This window comes from Iodobacter arcticus (genome assembly GCF_042664895.1).
GTDB lineage: Bacteria > Pseudomonadota > Gammaproteobacteria > Burkholderiales > Chitinibacteraceae > Iodobacter > Iodobacter arcticus.
Window position 1 is genome coordinate 22109 of record NZ_JBHTBQ010000002.1, and the last position, 20551, is coordinate 42659.

17 protein-coding genes are annotated in these 20551 nt (G+C 49.0%); 7 read left to right on the forward strand and 10 right to left on the reverse strand.

What is annotated here, in order from left to right:
- Window positions 1–259 precede the first annotated feature (259 nt).
- The 5 genes from ACFQNF_RS00910 to ACFQNF_RS00930 all read right to left on the reverse strand — a co-directional run bounded on the left by ACFQNF_RS00910 (window position 260) and on the right by ACFQNF_RS00930 (window position 4579).
- On the reverse strand, window positions 260–2599 hold the full coding sequence (locus tag ACFQNF_RS00910) for a catalase (RefSeq protein ID WP_380185427.1): 2340 nt from the start codon (window positions 2597–2599) through the stop codon (window positions 260–262).
- A gap of 226 nt (window positions 2600–2825) precedes the next feature.
- Window positions 2826–3347, reverse strand: coding sequence for a hypothetical protein (locus tag ACFQNF_RS00915; RefSeq protein ID WP_380185429.1), 522 nt, complete (start codon window positions 3345–3347; stop codon window positions 2826–2828).
- 16 nt (window positions 3348–3363) lie between these two features.
- Entirely contained in the window at window positions 3364–3777 is a 414-nt protein-coding gene (locus ACFQNF_RS00920; protein WP_380185431.1) for a BON domain-containing protein, read from the reverse strand.
- Between the two features lie 157 nt (window positions 3778–3934).
- Window positions 3935–4315, reverse strand: a complete 381-nt coding sequence (locus ACFQNF_RS00925) for a PRC-barrel domain-containing protein (protein WP_380185433.1) — start codon at window positions 4313–4315, stop codon at window positions 3935–3937.
- A gap of 75 nt (window positions 4316–4390) precedes the next feature.
- A complete protein-coding gene (locus ACFQNF_RS00930) occupies window positions 4391–4579 on the reverse strand; it encodes a hypothetical protein (protein WP_380185434.1) in 189 nt (62 codons plus the stop codon).
- Window positions 4580–5083: 504 nt separating this feature from the next.
- On the opposite strand from ACFQNF_RS00930, the gene rlmD reads away from it, so the two are divergent.
- The 3 genes from rlmD to ACFQNF_RS00945 all read left to right on the forward strand — a co-directional run bounded on the left by rlmD (window position 5084) and on the right by ACFQNF_RS00945 (window position 8620).
- Window positions 5084–6388, forward strand: coding sequence for a 23S rRNA (uracil(1939)-C(5))-methyltransferase RlmD (gene rlmD / locus ACFQNF_RS00935; RefSeq protein ID WP_380185436.1), 1305 nt, complete (start codon window positions 5084–5086; stop codon window positions 6386–6388).
- A 305-nt stretch (window positions 6389–6693) separates the two neighbouring features.
- Complete coding sequence (locus ACFQNF_RS00940) at window positions 6694–7260, forward strand: ankyrin repeat domain-containing protein (RefSeq protein WP_380185438.1); 567 nt, start codon at window positions 6694–6696, stop codon at window positions 7258–7260.
- A 931-nt stretch (window positions 7261–8191) separates the two neighbouring features.
- The gene (locus ACFQNF_RS00945; RefSeq protein ID WP_380185439.1) at window positions 8192–8620 is read left to right on the forward strand and encodes an META domain-containing protein; all 429 of its coding nucleotides are present in this window, start codon (window positions 8192–8194) and stop codon (window positions 8618–8620) included.
- 119 nt (window positions 8621–8739) lie between these two features.
- Here the strand turns inward: ACFQNF_RS00945 and bioH are convergent, their stop codons facing one another.
- Both bioH and ACFQNF_RS00955 read right to left on the reverse strand, forming a co-directional pair.
- On the reverse strand, window positions 8740–9519 hold the full coding sequence (gene bioH, locus ACFQNF_RS00950; RefSeq protein ID WP_380185440.1) for a pimeloyl-ACP methyl ester esterase BioH: 780 nt from the start codon (window positions 9517–9519) through the stop codon (window positions 8740–8742).
- A gap of 105 nt (window positions 9520–9624) precedes the next feature.
- Window positions 9625–10260: a Vat family streptogramin A O-acetyltransferase gene (locus ACFQNF_RS00955; protein ID WP_380185442.1), complete on the reverse strand. Its 636-nt coding sequence runs from the start codon at window positions 10258–10260 to the stop codon at window positions 9625–9627.
- 260 nt (window positions 10261–10520) lie between these two features.
- Here ACFQNF_RS00955 and ACFQNF_RS00960 point away from each other — a divergent pair, with 260 nt between their 5' ends.
- The 4 genes from ACFQNF_RS00960 to ACFQNF_RS00975 all read left to right on the forward strand — a co-directional run bounded on the left by ACFQNF_RS00960 (window position 10521) and on the right by ACFQNF_RS00975 (window position 16278).
- A complete protein-coding gene (locus ACFQNF_RS00960; protein WP_380185444.1) occupies window positions 10521–12401 on the forward strand; it encodes a methyl-accepting chemotaxis protein in 1881 nt (626 codons plus the stop codon).
- Window positions 12402–12820: 419 nt separating this feature from the next.
- Complete coding sequence (sstT, locus tag ACFQNF_RS00965; protein WP_380185446.1) at window positions 12821–14062, forward strand: serine/threonine transporter SstT; 1242 nt, start codon at window positions 12821–12823, stop codon at window positions 14060–14062.
- Between the two features lie 217 nt (window positions 14063–14279).
- Window positions 14280–15848, forward strand: coding sequence for an MFS transporter (locus ACFQNF_RS00970; protein WP_380185448.1), 1569 nt, complete (start codon window positions 14280–14282; stop codon window positions 15846–15848).
- The gene (locus ACFQNF_RS00975; RefSeq protein WP_380185450.1) at window positions 15835–16278 is read left to right on the forward strand and encodes a MarR family winged helix-turn-helix transcriptional regulator; all 444 of its coding nucleotides are present in this window, start codon (window positions 15835–15837) and stop codon (window positions 16276–16278) included. Before ACFQNF_RS00970 ends, ACFQNF_RS00975 begins: the two co-directional genes overlap by 14 nt.
- A 265-nt stretch (window positions 16279–16543) precedes the next feature.
- Here the strand turns inward: ACFQNF_RS00975 and ACFQNF_RS00980 are convergent, their stop codons facing one another.
- The 3 genes from ACFQNF_RS00980 to ACFQNF_RS00990 all read right to left on the reverse strand — a co-directional run bounded on the left by ACFQNF_RS00980 (window position 16544) and on the right by ACFQNF_RS00990 (window position 20550).
- Window positions 16544–17671, reverse strand: coding sequence for a MalY/PatB family protein (locus tag ACFQNF_RS00980; RefSeq protein WP_380185452.1), 1128 nt, complete (start codon window positions 17669–17671; stop codon window positions 16544–16546).
- Between the two features lie 101 nt (window positions 17672–17772).
- Window positions 17773–18918, reverse strand: a complete 1146-nt coding sequence (locus tag ACFQNF_RS00985; RefSeq protein ID WP_380185453.1) for a trans-sulfuration enzyme family protein — start codon at window positions 18916–18918, stop codon at window positions 17773–17775.
- Window positions 18919–19173: 255 nt separating this feature from the next.
- On the reverse strand, window positions 19174–20550 hold the full coding sequence (locus ACFQNF_RS00990; protein ID WP_380185455.1) for a pyridoxal-phosphate dependent enzyme: 1377 nt from the start codon (window positions 20548–20550) through the stop codon (window positions 19174–19176).
- Window position 20551: the final 1 nt, after the last annotated feature.

Below are 20551 nucleotides of genomic sequence, written 5' to 3' on the forward strand. Positions count from 1 at the left end.
GTTTGAAAAATAGTCGTGATTCTTCAGATTTATCAATAGAGAATATGATTATTGACTTTTAACTGCCACAGTTGTGATTTGTTCAGTGCTTACCCAGGGTCTGTTGACGTTTAATTCACAATTGCGTTGGGCCGGAAAACGGCTAGACACAGGAGGAATGCGACGAAGGTAATAACAAGTGATTACCGAGAAGCATCACGCAGTGACTAACCATTTTCCGGCCCAGAGAAAAAACCCTATCCCTAATCAAATAAGATAATCAAATAAGGGGTGGATCCAACTCACGAGCGGGGTGACGATGCTTACCTACGGCAACAAAGAAGGCTGACACACTCTCATCAAGCGCATCCACACTAGCTGTCTGCAAAATACCTGGATCAGTTTCACCTGACGGTAGCGTGATCGTGATACCGGCTTTTTCGAGCAGGGCTTTCGATGCACCAAGGGCAAGAATAGTCTTGCCATGGCGGTACTGATTGGTGACGAACTCCAATGTCTGTCCATATCGAGCCAACAATGCAACGCCCTTCGCACCATCAGGTAAGACCAGCGCGTCAAACAATACCGATGGTGAATTCTCCAGCGTAGCCGTTGCAAGCAGCAATGTGCCATCAGCGGTTTGCACAGCACCGAGCCGGGGTGCAATCATGCAGGCTACGGCACCTTCGGCGGTGAGCGCGGCTTGTATGCTCATAACAGAAGCCCCATCAACACCATCAGCAACGAGAATGGCAACCTTGCGCGTGCGAATATCACCCGCGCCAGGTAGCGCGGTGAGTGATAGCGCGGGCGATATCGTCACTTCAGGGGTAATCGCTAGTGCCTTAGGCATATTTTCAGGCAAGCTGACGCCCAGCCCAGCTGCGATTTTTGTAGCCATGTCGACAGACACATTCATCAACGAGGCCAGCATGCGCTCACGAATGGCTGGCACGGTGAGCTTGCTTAGTTCGAAGCGAAAGCCACCGATGATGTGCGCCTTTTCAACCTCAGTCTGACTCTCATAGAACAAAGTCGCTTGGGTGTAATGGTCGGCAAACTTTTCTGGCTTGCCGCGCAACTTATCGCCTTCAACAGGCTCCGGGAAGGATACAAAACCCGCCGCACCCGCTTGAAATGGGCAACCGCCGCCTAGCGAGTTGGGCTCGTAGGCAACTCGGCCGCGGGGTATGGCTTGGCGATGCAAACCATCGCGCTGGTTATTGTGGATGGGTACCAGCGGTGCGTTGATAGGAATCTCATGAAAATTCGCCCCGCCTAGCCGGGTAATCTGGGTATCGAGATAGGAATGGATACGGCCAGCCAGCAGCGGATCATTGCTGAAATCAATACCGGGCACCACATGCGCCGTGCAGAAGGCAACCTGCTCGGTTTCGGCGAAAAAATTATCAGGATTACGATTGAGCACCATGCGGCCAACCGGCGTCACCGGCACTAGCTCTTCAGGGATCAGCTTGGTGGCGTCAAGCACATCGAAGCTGAAACTTTCGGCTTGAGCTTCAGTGAAAATCTGAAGACCAAGCTCCCATTCCGGGTACTCGCCCGCTTCAATTGCATCCCAGAGATCGCGGCGATGAAAGTCAGAATCAGCTCCGGCGACCTTGACTGCCTCATCCCAAACAAGCGAATGAGTGCCGAGCTTGGGTTTCCAGTGAAATTTAACGAAGTGCGAGTCTCCGTTAGCATTGATCAGCCGGAAGGTGTGCACACCAAAACCCTGCATCATGCGCAGGCTTCGAGGAATGCCGCGGTCAGACATCACCCACATCAACGTATGCGTGGTCTCCGGCATCAGAGAGGCGAAATCCCAGAAGGTATCGTGAGCGGAGGCCGCTTGCGGCATACCGTTATGTGGTTCTGGTTTCACGGCGTGGATCAGATCCGGGAACTTCATCGCGTCCTGAATGAAAAAAACCGGGATGTTATTACCTACTAGATCCCAATTACCCTCATCGGTATAGAACTTGACCGCGAAACCACGCACATCGCGCGCCGTATCAACTGAGCCTCGCTCGCCAGCGACGGTGGAAAAACGAACAAAAACGGGGGTGACCTTGCCTGCCGCCGCAAAGGGCGCTGCACGCGTGAATTCAGTTAGCGCCTCATAGGCTTCGAAATAGCCGTGTGCCGCCGAACCACGAGCATGAACGATCCGCTCCGGAATGCGCTCGTGGTCGAAATGAGTAATCTTCTCGCGCAGGATAAAGTCTTCAAGCAAAGTCGGTCCGCGCAACCCCGCTTTCAGCGAATTCTGGTTATCACCGACTGCAACACCTTGATTTGTCGTCAATACCTGATCAGTGGCATCGGTGCGCACTGAGTCGAGCGAGGCGACTCCGCCACCCGTCTTAGCCGAAACATTGGACTCGCTAAGGGTACTACAAGATGTCAGCTCAGACGTTGATTCGAGTGTCTGCCCAACCGGCGGCGAGATAGCATTGTCACACCCGAATTCCTTGTGTTTGTTGGCATTGAAGGGCATTAACCTAGCGAGTTCATCGATGGCAGCGGCTTGTTGTGCACCCCTATTGTGGGGGCTGGCATCCGTGGCTATGACAAGCTCGTTATTGGCAGCGATAGGTTTAGTCGTCTTTTTCATTAAGGCCTCCTGAGTGATTAATCATCGAAGCAAGCAAGTGAATGGGCTGGACGGTCATTGCGTTTTTCTTGTTGCAAATCTAGCGCAATCCTGAAACGGATAATGAGCAACGCTCCAGCTTGATGCCCTTTGTTTTGACAAGGTACTGGAGAGCCCAACAGCACCGGGTGGGGGCTATTGGGCAAAGTTCTGTGCTGTGGTTCGTAAAAATCTACGAACCTACAAATCAGTTCGGTACACGTGCTTCTGACGTAGATTTAATGTCTTCAGCCCCTGCCCCTTCAAAAATTGCCTTGGCTCTTTTTACTTGCTCGCCGTCGTCGGTGTGCACCGAAATAAGCGCATTTCCGCTCTGGATTTTCCCGTCGTACAACTTAGCTTCATATTCTGGAATGCCCATTCCAACCAGACCACCGATAATTCCGCCTGCAGCCCCCCCTACAGCAGCTCCCCCCAAAGCGGCCATGATGGGACCCGCAGCGATAAACGGGCCAACACCTGGAATAGCCAAGCTGCCAATGCCAGCTAGCCAACCTAGGATAGCTCCGACGCCCATGCCTGCAACTCCACCGGTCGCCGTGCCTTCGGGTAATTTGGTGTTTTGCTCATGGGCAAAATCTCGAGTGCCCAATTTATCAGGCATAAGCACAGAAATATTGCTACTTAAGAACCCCGCACTTCGCAAACTAGCCACAATGGTTTCAGCCTTAGCACGATCTTGGGCAATACAATAAACTGCGGTTTTCATGTGTGTCTCCTAAGGGTTATTTGGTTTTGACATCTAACTGGTTTAAAACGCTAGTCACACCAGCAACCTGCTTCACGAGTTCCCCGAGCTTGTTCTTTTCGCTGTCGTTATCAACTGGCCCACGCAATGTCACCACGCCATCCCGAGCGAGAATTTTTACATTCTGGCCAAAAATCGAAAGCGTTTTGTCATCCACGACAGTGCGCCTAACGGCTGCCAGCAGCATCCGATCTTCCTTACGGTTCGATTGCATCTGCGGCGTCAACGTGGCACCGTTTTTATCCCGAACATTCATTTCGGTATTGTCTATGCCCCACGCTGAGCCGTTCTCAACTGAGATTGAAGACTCTGCTCTCATTTTGGATTCTTCAGCCCAAGCAGAAACACTGAGCACAAGAGTGAAGCTGATTAATTTCGCTAAGTTATGCATTTAGTTTTCCTCAGGAGTAAGCCGTTACCGAAATAAAAGTACCGCAGGAAATAGGGCGGCTCCGTACGGCACTCGCCATCCATCCATGCCTGTGTGGTTTGCCTTTTACCCAGACACACATGCGCCGTGTTAAATCAAAACAGCTACCGATCATTAACTACAAGGTGTAGTAAGAATGGATACTCTTTCGCCATGAATCATCAGCCATATTCGGCCAATTATCCGCATCAAACCCTGGGGCTTTTTTAAGCATTTCTTCTTCTACATCTAATAAGAGACGCTTGTTTTCTGTATCAACCGTAAAGGCACTCCATGGGATTGCAAACAGCTTTTCACCTAAACTAAACAGCCCACCAAATGACAACACGGCGTAGCAAATACTCCCTTCTTGAATGTCGATCATGATTTCCTTAATACTTCCAAGCTTATTGCCATTTCGATTGTAAACATCGTCACCACTGAGCGTGCTAGCGCTTAATACTCTTGATTTAAATCGGCCTAACACCACCGAATCTGCATTGATAGTTTCGTTATTCATTTTGTGCTCCTGCGAATACAGTAAAAAAACAAAGATTTGATTACTACATTGGGATTAGAAAAAGTCCTAAGATATTTATTTGCTTTTACTGTCTTTACTAGCATCCTTAGGCTTTTGTTTTTTATCACTATTGGCAACTTTGGTTTTGCCCTCAGCGTTTTGAGTTTTTCCCTTTTGCTCTACATCCTTGTTAGCAACAACCTTAGCGTTAACTTCTTTACCTTTAGCTTCTTCAACGTGATTTTTGGTTTGATCTTTGTTCATGGTGAACTCCAGAAACTGTCATTAATGGGTGTGTGTATGAGCACATGTCTGTTCTTGCTAGAGCTCACCATTCAAATAGTAGAGATGATATTAAAAGCGATCTGTACGCTAGCGAACGCAAGGTATTCATGAGGCTCTCACAAGCGCGCAATGAAGAATTGAAGTGTTGTCATCGACGATTATTTACCCCAGCAGATCACTTGCTAAATGAACAGGGATCACGGAGTTCTGACTTATTGAGAGAAATGAGTCATGAAAAAACGCTCGAATTTCCCTATGGTTCGATATTTTGCTGTGTTAGGTTTTAAGCTAAAGCATCTTTATAAGCAGAAAAAACACTGAACTAAGCCAAGCAAGCTCACTTCATACGGCGCGATAAGCGTCGCTTTTATCGCCCTCCAAAACCATCATCATGCTGCATGGCAGCCATTCATCCCGTGCGGCCTCCAGCTCCCCCACTCCCAAGCCTGCTATAATCCGCCGTTTTACGCGATGGCCTTATTGATGACTGCTCCTGCCAAAATTGAATCCTTAGACTTTGAAGGCCACGGCATTGCGCGCGTAGAAGGCAAGACAATTTTTATTGATGGCGCCCTGCCTTATGAAACCGTCAGCTATAAAAGCTATCGCATTAAGCCGCGTTTTGAAAACGCCGAAGCCACCCAAATTCATACTGCCAGCCATATGCGCGTTAATCCGCCCTGTCCGCACTTTGGCGTGTGCGGCGGTTGCAGCATGCAGCATATGGAATTCACAGGTCAGGTAGCGGCCAAGCAGCGGGTGCTGGAAGACAACCTTAAACGCATCGGCAATGTAAAAGCCGAAATGATGTTGCCAGCGATTTATGGCCCAGAATGGGGCTATCGCCAGCGGGCGCGTTTGTCGGTGTCTTATGATGCGAAGCAAAATGAAGTGAGGCTGGGCTTTTTTGAGCGGCGCTCTAAAGTGATTGCGGCGCTAAATGAATGCCGCGTTTTGCCACCGCATATTTCCAAGCAAATCTTGCCGCTGCGCGCGCTGATTAAAAGCTTATCGATTAAAGATCGCATCTTGCATATTGAGCTGGCCGTTGGGGAACATGTGGATATTCTGGTGCTGCGCACGCCAGTCGCCCCTAATAAAGCCGATCAGGCTTTGATTAAAAAATATGCAGATCAGTGGAAAGTACAAATTTGGCTGCAAGCTAAATCCGTTGAAGCGGCCACGCCGTTTTATCCGCTAGCTGCTGCACAGCTCAGCTATAGCATTCCTGAATTTGGCATTGTAATGCGCTATAAGCCCACCGAATTCACCCAAGTGAATCACCGTATTAACCGCACACTGGTGGCGCGGGCGATGGGTTTGCTTGATCCGCAAGCAGGGGACGTGATTGCTGACTTTTTCTGTGGCGTGGGTAATTTCACCCTACCCATTGCAAAAAGCGGCGCTCAAACATTGGGGATGGAAGGCTTGCAACAACTGGTAGACAGAGCCAATGAAAGTGCTAGCGATAATGGCCTGAGCAGCAACACCAGCTTTAAAGTGGCGAATTTATTTGATATGACGGAGAGCTGGCTAAAAAAACTCGGCCATTTCGACAAGATGCTGATCGATCCGCCAAGAGATGGCGCGCACGAGCTGTGCAAATCCATCAGCGCCCAAACCGGCCCCAAGCGCATTGTTTACGTATCCTGTAATCCCTCCACCCTCGCGCGCGATGCCGATGTGCTGGTGCACAACAAGGGCTACACGCTTAAAGCGGCGGGGATTGTGAATATGTTCCCACACACGGCGCATGTAGAGAGTATTGCGTGGTTTGAGAAGGGTTAAAGGCACCTTTTGTTAATTAAAGTCGTCTGCTGGATGCCTATACGAACGGATATTTTATACACGGCTGGAAATGAATCATGCCAGCGTGAGCATTCTGAGTGAGCAATTTCAGCAGCACTGTTTGCAGCAAACCTAAATGGGGCATGATAAGACGGCGATATTGGCAAGGGAATTTCTCGACGGCCCCGTCTGGACTGGTGTTTCTCGCCAATACCATCTAGCAACACAATCAAGCCTATCGCCCCCTTTTTGCCGTGAATTTTGCAGATGAAGTCAACAATTACAACTAGAGAAATGAAGAGCGTATGCGCCAATTAATACAATTAATAATTACGTCGCTTGCTATTGTATTTTCTTTTTTGCCATGGCTGCTAGGATGGCATCTCATTATGTCTTTTGGACAGGAAAATGCCTCGATTATCCAAGTACAAGTGCGAAATCTGGAGAGCGTTGATGTAAAAAAAATGATTAAAATACATGATTACGGAGACTTAAAATCGGATGGCGGTTTTAACCCATTATCAGAGGTGATCTTATATTCTAAACCGGACCCTGAATGGATAGAATTAATTGATGACCTAGTTAAATCCGGCGCAATAGTTAATGAAATATCAAGCCTTGATACACCATTACAAACTGCTGTGTACAGAAATAATACAGAGTTCATTAAATCATTGATTAAGCATGGTGCTGATGTCAATTTTCCTGACTGCGACGGCGAAACACCATTGGTGCTGGCATCTGAACTCGGCCGCAAAGAGGCCATTATTGAACTTCTCAGGGCTGGAGCCAGTAAAGAACGCAAAGACAAGCACGGGAAAACGGCAGTAAACTACGCCAAAAACAATGAAATAACTAATTTACTAAAATAGAATAAATGAAGATGAAAAACGAAAATTATTCCATCATTCCCCAATGGATCGGATTGGCTTTACTTCCATTAATTATATTTTTCTTCAACTTTTATACCACGAACTATCACAGTATAAAAACCTATCAATCATGCACCTCAGAAAAAATATATTATTTACCGCGCAACATTGTAGGTACCTGCTGCGTCATCGATGAAAGATATAAAAACAGACCAATCAACAATAGAGACAGGCTACTAATCCCATACTCAGATTATATCCGTATTCTATGGAAGAATATGCATTCAATATCTGCGATTTTAATACTTTTATTTCTAACCCCGAATCTGCTTTACATTTCCTCTCTTGCACTAAAAAAACACCGAAAAATACTTAGTAAACTTGCAGAAAAAACTTTACTTCTCACCTACTTTATATTTTTTTCATCTGGAATTTATATAGTTTTAACATTAAAAGACAGCTAAAATAATACTTATTTTTCTCCTATCTTAAGCACAATAAATAAAAATATGTCTCTTGAAAAATTAGCCATACATTTTTTTTATAAGTAGTTCTATATAAGTTATCACGCATTTTTAAAGGAAAAAATATGTGATTTGCGTAGGGTGTGCAAGTGCCTTTCTTGCGCACCGGCCCTTGGTGCGTAACGCCTACGGCGTTTTGCACCCTACGAAAAACACATGAATGAAAAGTATTGGGTAATTTATGCCTAGGTGCTTAACGCAGACAGAAAATATTTCTTTGTTTTAAAAAGCTGGTCTATTAAAACAAAACGCGAAGCAAGTCTTCGCGTTTTTTATTGGCCACATCCACGACAAATACTACCGAATGCCACTTAATACCTCGCCTCTATTGCTCCCGCTCAACTAAGCTTTAAGCGACTTAAATCTATGCTGAGCATCTTGCCAGCTGCACTCTATGGATATCAAATATGCGTAAATTATTGCTTAGCTCTGTTTTAGCCATTGGTTTATCAGCCTGTGCCAGCGTGATGCCCTCTTCACCCGCCTCCCCAAGCGCTGCCGCCAGCTTTGATGGCGAGTGGAATATCGTCAAAGTGAACGATAACGCCGTAAGTAGCAATAGCAAGGCGATGCTGGCTTTTGACGCAAAAACCATGCGCATTACCGGCTTTGATGGCTGCAACCGGGTGATGGGTAGCTTAAAAGATGAAAACCAACAACTTAAAGGCATGCTGGCCTCCACCATGATGGCCTGCATGGGAGACGACAATAGCGCCATCAGCCGTGCTGTTGGCCAGACTTTTGCTGAAGGCGCTAAAGTAAAAGTGCTGGAAGCCGGTCAGCTGATTGAGTTAAAAAGCAAAGATGGCTCGCTGACTTTGGGTAAAAAGCCTTAAAACGGATAAAGCTGGGGCAGATTGCGTTGTAGGGCGGGTGAAACCCGCGTATTTTTCAGCATCGCACGCGGGTTTCTCTCGCCCTACGAAAGTAGGCGCTTACGCCTACCCAACATCATCTACATCCCCCCCAGCAAAAATCGCCGCTGCGCCTCGATAAAATCGTCCAGATGTGAGGCAAATGGCACATGGGCTGCGCCGCTGTGAACAATCAGCTCGGCCTGTGGCAAAGCCCTAGCCAACCATTCTCCTGCCCCCAATGGGGTGAGCGTGTCGCGGTTGCCAAATTGCAGTAATACGGGGCAAGTTAGCTGGCTTATTTGCTGGCGTAAATCGGTATCGCGCAAAATGGCTAGACCTTCTTGCAAGGCGGCTAAGCTTGGCTCGCCATGCTGAAATAATTCCTGACTCAGCGTTTTAGCCAAGGCCCGCGCCTCTGCGCCGCCTTGTACTTGCAGGCTAATAAAACGCTTCAGTGTGCCTTGCCAATCTGCGGCTAAGCTGGCGGCAAACTGGCTCATGGTGGCTGGGGCCATCGCAGGCTGCCAATCTTCCCTTTGCATAAAACACGGCGTGGAAGACACCAAGGTGAGCGAGCGGATTTTCTCTGCCTGCAATAATGCCCAGCGGCTAGCCACCGCACCGCCCAAAGACCAGCCCACCACTTGCACCGGCCTGAAAAAAGCCGCATCCAGCTCGGCCACCATCTGCTCCAGCGACAAAGGCTGGCTGCTTGTGCTTTTGCCATGGCCGGGTAAATCCACCAAATGCAGGCAAAAATCATCACTCAGAGCGTCCGCCACGCCGCGCCAAACCGTGCTGTTCATCGCCCAGCCATGTAGCAAAACCACATCCGGCCCGCGGCCTATTGATTCAATATGTAAGAAATCACTCGCCATTCATTTAAACCCTAAAAACATCAATACCCATTTTAAAACACAAAAAACCAAGCTTAGAAAGGCTTTGAGTCATTTAATTTCCTAGGCGCACCCCACCTCAAAGTGTTACAAAATCACCGCTCCCAATGCTTCAATATCCCCCGCCATAATTTCTGGCAAATGCTGGCTAATAATATCTACCGGCCAATTCCACCAAGCGATTTCTTCCAGCCTTGCAACTTGATCCAAGGTAAAGCGGTGCTTGATCAGCTTGGCAGGATTGCCGCCCACAACGGTATACGCGGGCACATCACGGGTGACAACAGATCGGGATGAAATCACAGCACCATTGCCGATTTTCACCCCCGGCATAATTAAAGCGTCGTAGCCTATCCATACATCGTTGCCGATCAGGGTATCGCCTTTGTAGGGAAAATCAGAAAGAGGTGGCGCAGATTTTTCCCAGCCATTGCCAAAAATTTGAAAGGGATAGGAGGAGATGCCAGAGAGCTTGTGATTGGCGCCATTCATAATAAATTTCACGCCACGGGCAAGGGCACAGAATTTACCAATGATGAGTTTGTCGCCAATAAAGGGATAGTGATAGAGCACATTACGTTCAAAGTTTTCCGAATCTTCCGGGTCATCGTAATAGCTGTAATCCCCGACCACAATATGAGGATTGTTGATGGTGTTTTTAATAAAACAAATCTGGGGAAATCCATCCATTGGGTGTTTATTATCCGGGCTTGGGCCGTGCATAAAGACTCCTTGGGCAGTTTTTTAAAGCGTGTGATAAAGATGACGCCTATTGAAGATGAATTCAAGGGCTGATTGTTTAGCAGAATCTAACCATCTTGCTTAGTTTGGGGCATAAATAGCTCTGATTTATGCCAATAGAATATTATTTATTTGATTGGAATTTGTTATTAATACCCATCAGGCTATTTAAGCGTATTAGATTATTCTAACAACATAAGAAAAGAGGATAATTGCGCCGAATTCTCTTTACTTTCAGGTACATGATGCAATCGATCAGAAGTAAAATTACGCTATTAATCGCTTTATCCATGCTGTTTGCCACCATCAGCATCACGATTATTACGTGCCTCAATATCCGCAACCATACCTACGCCGAAGCCGAGCGGGAGATTGATTCGGTTGCCGCCGCACAAACGGCCTTTATCAGCCATTGGCTGGATGCACGTAAGCAGGTGATTAAATCAGCACTACGCCATAGCGGCGAAGAAAACATCAGCCTTTATCTGCAACAGCTGGCTGATGCCGGCGGCTACAGCCTGATGTTTGAAGGCGATGGCAGCACAAAAACCATGATGTATTCGGTGCCAGGCCAAAGCAAGCCTCGCCCGGATTACGATCCGGCGGCGCGCCCTTGGTTTATTCAGGCAAAATCCAGCAATGATGTCATCGTATCCGAGCCTTATCGTGATGCAGATCCAGCAATTAAAGAGCTGGTGCTTACTTTGGCACAAAAAGTAAGCAATCAGGATAAAGTGCTGGGCGGCGATATTATGATTGGCGATTTGGTTAAATCCACACTCGCCATCAAATTAGCGGGTAAAGGCCATGTATTTTTAATGACCAAGGAAGGCAAAATCATTGCCTATCCTAAGTCAGGCTTTGAGTTAAAACCAATCAGCGAGCTTATCCCCCGCCTAGACTCCAGCCAGTTTTATGCACTGCAAAACAAATCAGAAGTTTTTGCCATTGGCGACGATGATTATATCGTTCAGCTATCGCCCATAGCAGGCAGCGACTGGCTGCTGGGTGTGGCCTTGGATAAATCTGAAATTGATGCACCGCTCAATCACCTCATTATGGTGATCATTGCGGCTGTGATTTTAGTGCTGATCGTGGTGATTCTATTTTGCACCGCCTATCTGCGCCGCTTATTGGCTGGCTTATTACAGATTCGTGATGCCATGCTGGATATCTCGCAAGGTGAAGCCGATCTTACCCGCCGCATTCCAAGTAAAGGCAATGATGAAGTCGCAGAAACCGCGCAAGCGTTTAACCGCTTTATTGATCGCTTAAACATCTTATTTAAAGAATTGCGCAGCGAAGCGATTGAGCTAACTGGCGGTGTAAGTGAAGTCAGCGGCTCGGTGCTCAAACTGGCTAATGATTCACATAATCTGGCCGATATTTCCAGCTCAAATGCGGCAGCAATCGAAGAAGTCAGCGTCAGTATTTCGCATATTGCTGAAGCCGCACGTGAAACCGATGCTTTAGTCAGAGAAGCCGCAGGTGCATCGCATCATGGCAGCGAAAATGTGCTGAAAATCAGCGAAGAAATGGCGCATACCCGCCAATCTGTCGGTGATTTATCGACGCTCTTGGCTTCATTAGAGCATCGCTCGCAAGACATTACCAAAATCACCAATGTGATTCGTGAGATTGCCGATCAAACCAATTTGCTGGCGCTCAATGCTGCCATTGAAGCCGCCCGTGCGGGTGAGCAAGGCCGTGGCTTTGCTGTAGTGGCCGATGAAGTACGCAAACTTGCAGAGCGCACCGGTAAGGCCACGATGGAAATCAGCCAGATGATCGGCGATATCCTCAGCGAAACAGGCTTGGCAGTAAGCAATATGCAAACGACGGTGAAAGCGGTTGATGTAAGCAGCTCGCTAACGCATGCCGCCAGCAAGCAAATGCTGCTGATCGGCCAATCTATGCAGCAAGTCACTGAGCGAATCAGCGAAATTGCGTTATCAACCGGTGAGCAGCAAAACGCCACCACCGCGATGGCGCAAAGCACCGAATCGATTAACGGGCAAATTCTGGATTCTGATGCTGCGCTGCAATCATCCATGCAAACACTTAAAATGCTTGATGATTTAGCTAAGAAAATGCAGGCGGCGTTTAATCGCTTTAAAATGTAGACCAATACACTGACATTAATCTGTTGATTTAATCCGAAGGGCTTTTGTCCTTTCTATAGTAAAGCGGCCATCCAGCATCGTTGGATAGCCGCTTTTTCTTTCCCTGCTGTTAATTATTAGCATCGATGTATAGTTAATTTTTCTGATAAATACTTAATTCAATCTTATATATAACTGACCACTTCTTATTCAATTGAAAGGCACTGTTCAAACATCACATCTCTATTTTTATTTGGTAATATCACCACGTAAAAAATGCCTTTTGCTAAGGCAATCCCCAGTTGCCGCTTTGCACTTTCCCTTTTATTCTCAGCACCTAGCCTTCCCCTCTACACCATCTTAGAAAACCATCACTTATCCTATTGGTCTTTTAATTTATCCTATAGATGGTGTGAGAATAAAACAGCAAAGGAAATACGATGCAGCAGACACAAAACCCGCTACTTAGGCTATTAAATCGCAGTAGCCTTGTTAGCCAGATTATGATTGGCCTCATCGCTGGTATTGCACTGGCTTTATTTTTCCCCACTGCAGCCGCATCGGCAGGCCTATTAGGCAACTTATTTGTCAGCGCCTTAAAAGCAGTTGCTCCCGTATTGGTCTTTGTTTTGGTGGCTGCTTCAATTGCCAACCATAAGCCCAGCCAAAAATCAAATATGCGGCCCATTTTACTTCTTTATTTATTCGGAGCTTTTGCAGCGGCTGTTGTGGCCGTAGCGGCTAGCTTTTTGTTTCCATCCACACTGATTCTGGTTAAACATGCAAGCGATATCACCCCGCCAAACGGCATTGTAGAAGTGCTGCGCAGCCTTTTACTCAGTGTGGTTGATAACCCAGTAAAAGCGCTGATGAATGCCAACTTTATCGGCATTCTGGCTTGGGCAATTGCCTTGGGTGTAGCAATGCGCCATGCCAATGAAACCACTAAAACAGTAGTAAACGACTTATCTGCCAGCATAGCGATCATTGTGGGCGTAGTGATTCGCTTTGCGCCACTCGGTATTTTTGGCCTCGTCGCCTCTACTATTGCCGAAACCGGCATCGAAGCTTTGCTTACCTACGCCCATCTCTTATTAGTGCTGATCGGCTGCATGCTGTTTGTGGCGCTAGTGATGAACCCTGCGATTGTATTTTGGAAGCTACGTCGCAACCCTTACCCACTGGTCTTTGCCTGCCTGCGTGAAAGTGGCGTTACCGCTTTCTTTACCCGCAGCTCTGCCGCGAATATCCCTGTAAATATGGCGTTATGTAAAAAGCTAGGCCTGCACGAAGACGATTACTCTGTATCGATTCCACTGGGCGCGACCATCAATATGGCGGGTGCAGCAATTACGATTTCGGTGCTGACACTGGCTGCAGTGCATACTCTTGGCATACAGGTTGATTTACCTACAGCGCTACTATTAAGCGTGGTTTCCGCCATCTGCGCCTGCGGTGCATCTGGCGTAGCCGGTGGCTCGCTATTGCTGATTCCTATGGCGTGCAGCTTATTTGGCATTTCTAACGATCTGGCGATGCAAGTGGTTGCCGTGGGCTTCATTATTGGCGTGTTGCAAGATTCTGCCGAAACCGCGCTGAATTCATCAACCGATGTGCTATTCACTGCGGCGGCTTGCCAAGCAGCAGAGCACAAGGCACAACTGGCGTTTGCTGAACGCTAAACAATAGATTGCTCAGGCAAAGCGCAGCGGGTCTGCGCTTTTTTGTGGGCGAGAAAAGCCGCTTAAGCACATCAACCCAAAGCCGAAGGCAAAACAAAATATGGCTTTGTGTGTGATGAGCAAGAAAACCAGCTTGCATAGCCTAAAAAGCAGGTAAAAGTACCTTTCGCTTTCCCATAGCAAGCTGTGATAATTAATTGACCCGTCAATCATTGCTATGTCTATCATGTTAAATCAGCATCCAGAACGTACCTTCCGCCAATCCCTGCTTGCCATACTGGGCATTTGTTTTGTGATTATGATGGTGGCGCTCGATCAAACCATTGTGGCCACCGCCCTGCCGACGATTGTGGCCGAACTCCATGGTTTTGAGCTTTATGCCTGGGTGTCCACCGCCTATTTGCTGGCATCGGTGGTGACCATTCCTATCTTTGGTCGCTTAGGCGATTACTACGGGCGCAAGCCTTTTGTGGTGGTGGCCATCGTGACGTTTACGCTGGCATCGGTGCTGTGTGGCATGGCCAATAGCATGCTGCTGCTGGTGTTAGCCCGTGCGCTGCAAGGGATAGGCGGTGGGATGTTGGTCGGCACGGCTTTTGCGTGTATTCCCGATTTATTCCCCGATAGCAAAGTGCGCTTGCAATGGCAAGTGATGCTGAGCGCTGCATTTGGGATTGCCAACGCCATCGGCCCGAGCATTGGCGGGCTACTCACCCACTATGTCAGCTGGCGCGCCGTTTTCTATGTGAATATCCCTGTTGGCTTGATGAGTTTGATTTTTGTAAGCCGCTTTTTGCCACGTCTAAAGCCCAAACACAGCACAAAAATTCGCCTCGATTGGCTGGGCGCGCTGTTGATTACGCTATTTTTAGGCAGCTTACAATTGTCCGTTGAATGGTTACCCGAGCAGGGGCTGAGCGTGCCCGTCATCAGTGTCTTGATCACATGTCTGGTAGCGGGATTTTTGGCTTGGAAGCAAGAAGCCAATAATGAGCACGCCATGCTGCCCTTTGCCCTCTTCAGAGACCCCGCCCTTGCGGCGCTATTCAGGCTATCACTCTTGATGGGCTTTACCATGTTTGCGCTATTGTCTTACGCCCCGCTTCTTTTGCAAGGTGGCTTTCATTTATCGGCCAGCCAAGCCGGGATGTTGATTACGCCGCTGGTGGTCTGCATTACCTTTGCCAGCATTATTAATGGGCGAATTGTGCCGCATCTACCTAGGCCAGAAGCCATGCTCTATCTGGGCTTTGGCCTGCTGCTGATTTGCGTGATTGGTATTATGAATATCACTCCGCAAACCGCGCATCCCTTAATTATTAGCCTGATGGCTTTAGGCGGCTTGGGGCTGGGATTTATCATGCCCAACCTCACTATTTTTGTGCAAGAAACCTGCCCGCGCAAAGACCTAGGGATCAGCACCGCGCTATTGCAATCACTGCGAATGATTGGTGGGATGCTCAGCACCGCGCTGGTTGGATCGATCTTAACTTGGCGCTACGAGCACGATATTAATCAGCAATTTGCCAAGCCCGTAGCCAGCCTGATGAATAATCCGCAAGTATTGGTCAATCTTGAAGGCCAGCAAGCCGCTATCTTGCAAATGAATGCCTTGGGCGAAGATGGTTTACAACTGATAGAGCAAGCCCGCGCCATACTCAGCCACGCCATTCAAAGCAGCCAATGGCTAGGTATCGCCGCTGTACTGTTTGCCTTTTGGTGCCTGCGCCGCCTGCCACGTATTCAATTTAAACCCGCCATAGAGCCCCAGCATGACGCCGCATGAAGCCGAACAACTCAAAGTATTACAACAACTAGGCCGCAGCTATCGCAGCATGTTGGGCGCGTTTGAATCATCTGTTGGCCAAGGGCTAACGCGCTGGCGCATTTTGAACCAGCTGCATAAAGAAACCCAATGCTCGCAAAAATGGCTGATTCAGCAACTAAAAATGGACCCCGGCTCGCTCACCCGCTTACTTAAAGCCATGGAAAAAGAAGGCTTAATCCAACGCAGTAACGATCCACAAGACAACCGCCTCAGCAACGTCACCCTCACCCCAAAAGGCTACGCCGAAATACACCAAGCCCTGCCCAAACGCAGCGCATTTTTAAATGTGATATTGGAAGAATTTAACGACGAAGAACTGCTGGCTTTTCAGGGCATGCTGAATAAATTAGAGCGGGGATGTGAGAAGGCGGGAATAAGGGATTTGTGACGCGATAAGCATCAATTCACGACAGAAACAAAGTGAAAAGCTGATTTTATAGGGTGTGCAAATCGTTTTTCTTGCGCACCGTTTCTTGGTGCGCAACGACCTCGTCGTTGTACACCCTATAAAACCAAGCCCTGCAGAGGAACTTGTAGGGCGCTAATAAAGCCAAGCGCTTTTTGCTTGGCTGCATTACGCCGCAAGGGGTTGGTAAAAAGCGGCGCAATGCGCCTGAATAAAGCCTCAGACTTATTGCACCCTACAAATTCTTCTAACGCAGCGACTCAATCCGTTTTAAAGCCGCTTTCAATGTCACAGCCGGGCAGCCGAAGTTGAGGCGCACAAAGCCGGGCAGGCCAAAATCACGGCCATCTGACAGACCCACACCCAGCGCTTCAAAGTACGGCAGTGGGTTGATCGGGTCTAGCGCTCTGGCATCGATCCACGCAAGGTAAGTCGCCTCGGGCAGGGTGATTTTTAAGCGCTCAGAGCCCGCAAACCAAGCCAGTAAAATATCCCGATTCGCCCGCAAAGTGGCGATCAGCTCAGCATGCCAGATGCCATCGTCGCGGTAAGCGGCTTCGGCAGCGGTAAAGGCCAGTAAATTAACCGATGGCACGATGCCTGCCATTTGTTTTTGAAAACGCGCACGCAGGGCTGGATCGGGGATCACCGCCAGCGAGCAGCCGAGGCCTGCGATATTCCATGTTTTGGAGGGTGCAAGCAGGGTAATGGTTTGTGCGGCAAAGTGGGCATCAAGCGTGGCCAGAGGCTGATGCTTCAGGCCTTCCGCCAACAGCAAATCGCAATGAATATCGTCCGAGCAGATAATTAAATCGTGGCGGCGGGCGATGGCAATCAGCTGGGTCAGCTCTTCTGTACTCCAGGCACAGCCTACCGGATTATGCGGATGGCACAGCAGCAGCAGCTTAGTTTTAGGCGTGATCGCCGCTTCTAGTGCGGCAAAATCCCATTCCCATGAATCATTTTTTTGCAGCAAGGGCACGGTCAGCAGGCTGCGGTTAGATAGGCCCGGTGCGCGTAAAAAGGGCGGGTAGATTGGCGTGGCGGTCAGCACTTCATCGCCCGCCTCGCCCACCGCGCGACAAGCTAAGTTTAAACCTTGCACCAAACCCGGCAGCCAGACAATCCAGCTGGTATCGATCTGCCAACCGTAATGCTGAGCTGCGTAAGACTGCACCGCCTCTACCAAGCTGTCCGGTGCATCGGTATAACCAAACACGCCATGCGCCACGCGCTCTTGCAAGGCCGCCATAATGGAAACGGGGCTGGCAAAATCCATATCAGCCACCCACATCGGCAGGATGTCTTGCCCTGCGTATTTATTCCATTTCTGGCTGGAGGTCGCGCTGCGATCGATGGGTGTTTGGAAATCCATAACAAAATCCTTTTACAAAATAGTAAGTAAAGGATAACGGTTTAAGAAGATGCTTGATAGGCACAGATCAGCATAGGCCCGTGCCCAGCAGGAATATAAACTTACACTGCCAACGCCTGTTCTAAATCGGCAAGCAGATCATCAAGGCCTTCAATCCCCACCGATAGGCGAATCAAATTATCGCTAATGCCTAATTTAGCACGGCGCTCTGGCGGCACCGAGGCGTGGGTCATCCTTACTGGCTGGCTGATCAGGCTTTCTACACCACCTAGGCTTTCTGCCAAGGTAAACAGCTTGGTATGTGTTAACACTTGGTGCACATCGGCGTCGTCCCCTTTCAGATAAAACGACACCACCCCGCCGCCGCCTGCCATTTGCGCTTTGGCCAGCGCATATTGCGGATGGCTTTCTAGGTAAGGATATAAAACGCGCTCAACACGCGGATGTTGCTCTAACCACTGAGCGATGCGCAGGGCATTATGGTTATGCCGCTCCATACGAATCGCCAGCGTACGAATACCACGCAGCGCTAAAAAGCTTTGGAATGGATCGAGCACCGCGCCGATGGCATTTTGCAAAAAGCCCAGCTGCTCGGCCAGCTCGCTATTCTCACCCACCACCACCGCACCGGCGATCACGTCAGAATGGCCATTTAAATATTTGGTTGCCGAATGCAGCACGATATCAACACCATGCTCCAGCGGGCGCTGCAAAGCGGGGGACGCAAAAGTATTGTCAGCCACGGTAAGCAGACTGTGTGCCTTGGCAATCGCCGCAATGGCGCTTAAGTCACTGAGGCGATTCAGCGGGTTGGACGGTGTTTCAATCCAGATCATTTTGGTTTCTGGCTTGATGGCCGCTTGCAACGCTTCCAGATCACCGGTTGCTACATAAGTCACCGTTAAGCCTGCGGTGCGCTGTTTTACTTTTTCAAATAAACGCCCGCTACCGCCGTATAAATCATCCACCGCCACTAAGTGGCTATTCACCGGCAACAACTCTAATACCGTAGCAATGGCCGCCATGCCTGATGCAAATGCATAGCCGCGCGTGCCGCCTTCTAAAGCGGCAATCGCCACTTCAAAAGCATCGCGTGTTGGATTGCTGGAGCGTGAATATTCATACTGATCCGGCTGCCCGGGGGATGGCTGGCGAAAAGTTGACGAGGCATAAATCGGGGTATTGATTGCCCCCAGTGGATCGCGATGCAGACCGCTAATGACGGCAAGCGTTTCAAATGTGCTCATGGGATGGCTCCGAGGGGTGTTAGTTTTTAATCTTTAGATTTATGAAGAGGCTTTGTGGCGCATTGCGCTCAATGTGCAGCTAGGCTTAAAGCCAACCCTATCAACTGGAGGAAATAACAGGGCAAAGTTTGCTTCTGCGTAGGGTGTGCAAGTCGCTTTTCTTGCGCACCGCTCTCGGTGCTCCGACTGCGTCGTTGTACACCCTACGAAATGCCGATTCATCTATGACACAAGCTTAAGTGAATAGGATTGGGCTTAAACCGCTTCACTCACAAATTTCTTGCGCCAAAAGGCGAGTAAATCGCTTTGGGTAATCAGGCCATAAAAGCGTTTTTTATCGGCAATCACGGCGATTTTGTCGTCGTTAAATACCTGCAATAAATCGCGTAAGGACGTATCGGGGGCCAAGGTTTTAACGTTACTGCTCATGGCGGCGCGCACCGGCATGGCAAATTGCTGGGGCTCGCCGTGTACAGACAATAACAAATCCCACTCGTCGATAATACCTACAATTTCGCCGTTTTCTAGCACCGGCATTTGCGATACATCGTTGCTGCGCATACGCTGCCAAGCTTGGGAAAGTGGCTCGTCTGGGTCGGCGATCAGTGTGGCGCCGCTGGCGTGCGGACGGCTGATCAGATCGGCCAGATTGCCCGCTTTAGCGTGCTCAATCATGCCCTGATCGAGCATCCAGTGATCGTTATACATTTTGCTTAAGTATTTATTGCCGCTGTCACCAATAAAAGTCACCACGCGTTTAGGCGTGGTTTGCTCGCGGCAATAACGCAGCGCGGCGGCCAGCAGCGTGCCGGAAGATGCTCCGGCAAATAAGCCTTCGGCTTGCAGCAGGGCGCGGCCGGTTTCAAAGCTTTCTTTATCGCTGATTCGGTAGCTGCGTTTGATTGAGCCGCCTTCAAATTGTGGCGGTACAAAGTCTTCGCCTATGCCTTCTACCAGCCAACTGCCTGCCACACCAAAAGCGCCGGTTTCTACATAATCTGCCAGAATCGAGCCAACCGGATCGGCCAGCACAAACTCGGTTTGCGGCGAGACATTGGCAAAAAAGCGCGATAAGCCAGTTAATGTGCCGCTAGAACCCACACCCACCACCACCGCATCCACGTTTTCTTCAAGCTGACGCCAGATTTCTGGCCCTGTGGTTTTTTCATGCGCGGCGGGGTTGGCCGGATTAGTAAACTGATCAATATAAAACGCACCTGGAATCGATTGCGCCACACGGTGGGCTTTGTCCTGATAATAATCAGGGTGGCCCTTGCCCACATCAGAGCGAGTCAAGATTACCTCTGCACCCAGCGCCTGCAAGTTCAGTACTTTTTCGCGGCTCATTTTATCGGGCACCACCAGCACGGTGCGATAGCCCTTGCGCCCCGCCACCAAGGCAAGCCCTAGGCCGGTGTTACCTGCCGTGGCTTCAACAATCGTGCCGCCGGGCTTGAGCTGCCCGCTTTGCTCGGCCGCTTCTATCATAGAAAGCGCAATGCGATCTTTGATCGAGCCACCCGGATTTTGGTTTTCCAGTTTGACAAACAAGCGGCAAAGCCCGGTATCAAGCTGGGTAATTTCTACAACAGGGGTATTGCCAATCAAAGACAAAATAGATGCTGAACTCATA

Coding starts and splice junctions, on each gene's coding strand:
- ACFQNF_RS00910 (WP_380185427.1), bottom strand. CDS start 2,599: ATGAAAAAGACGACTAAACCTATCGCTGCCAATAACGAGCTTGTCATA.
- ACFQNF_RS00915 (WP_380185429.1), bottom strand. CDS start 3,347: ATGAAAACCGCAGTTTATTGTATTGCCCAAGATCGTGCTAAGGCTGAA.
- ACFQNF_RS00920 (WP_380185431.1), bottom strand. CDS start 3,777: ATGCATAACTTAGCGAAATTAATCAGCTTCACTCTTGTGCTCAGTGTT.
- ACFQNF_RS00925 (WP_380185433.1), bottom strand. CDS start 4,315: ATGAATAACGAAACTATCAATGCAGATTCGGTGGTGTTAGGCCGATTT.
- ACFQNF_RS00930 (WP_380185434.1), bottom strand. CDS start 4,579: ATGAACAAAGATCAAACCAAAAATCACGTTGAAGAAGCTAAAGGTAAA.
- rlmD (WP_380185436.1), top strand. CDS start 5,084: ATGACTGCTCCTGCCAAAATTGAATCCTTAGACTTTGAAGGCCACGGC.
- ACFQNF_RS00940 (WP_380185438.1), top strand. CDS start 6,694: ATGCGCCAATTAATACAATTAATAATTACGTCGCTTGCTATTGTATTT.
- ACFQNF_RS00945 (WP_380185439.1), top strand. CDS start 8,192: ATGCGTAAATTATTGCTTAGCTCTGTTTTAGCCATTGGTTTATCAGCC.
- bioH (WP_380185440.1), bottom strand. CDS start 9,519: ATGGCGAGTGATTTCTTACATATTGAATCAATAGGCCGCGGGCCGGAT.
- ACFQNF_RS00955 (WP_380185442.1), bottom strand. CDS start 10,260: ATGCACGGCCCAAGCCCGGATAATAAACACCCAATGGATGGATTTCCC.
- ACFQNF_RS00960 (WP_380185444.1), top strand. CDS start 10,521: ATGATGCAATCGATCAGAAGTAAAATTACGCTATTAATCGCTTTATCC.
- sstT (WP_380185446.1), top strand. CDS start 12,821: ATGCAGCAGACACAAAACCCGCTACTTAGGCTATTAAATCGCAGTAGC.
- ACFQNF_RS00970 (WP_380185448.1), top strand. CDS start 14,280: ATGTCTATCATGTTAAATCAGCATCCAGAACGTACCTTCCGCCAATCC.
- ACFQNF_RS00975 (WP_380185450.1), top strand. CDS start 15,835: ATGACGCCGCATGAAGCCGAACAACTCAAAGTATTACAACAACTAGGC.
- ACFQNF_RS00980 (WP_380185452.1), bottom strand. CDS start 17,671: ATGGATTTCCAAACACCCATCGATCGCAGCGCGACCTCCAGCCAGAAA.
- ACFQNF_RS00985 (WP_380185453.1), bottom strand. CDS start 18,918: ATGAGCACATTTGAAACGCTTGCCGTCATTAGCGGTCTGCATCGCGAT.
- ACFQNF_RS00990 (WP_380185455.1), bottom strand. CDS start 20,550: ATGAGTTCAGCATCTATTTTGTCTTTGATTGGCAATACCCCTGTTGTA.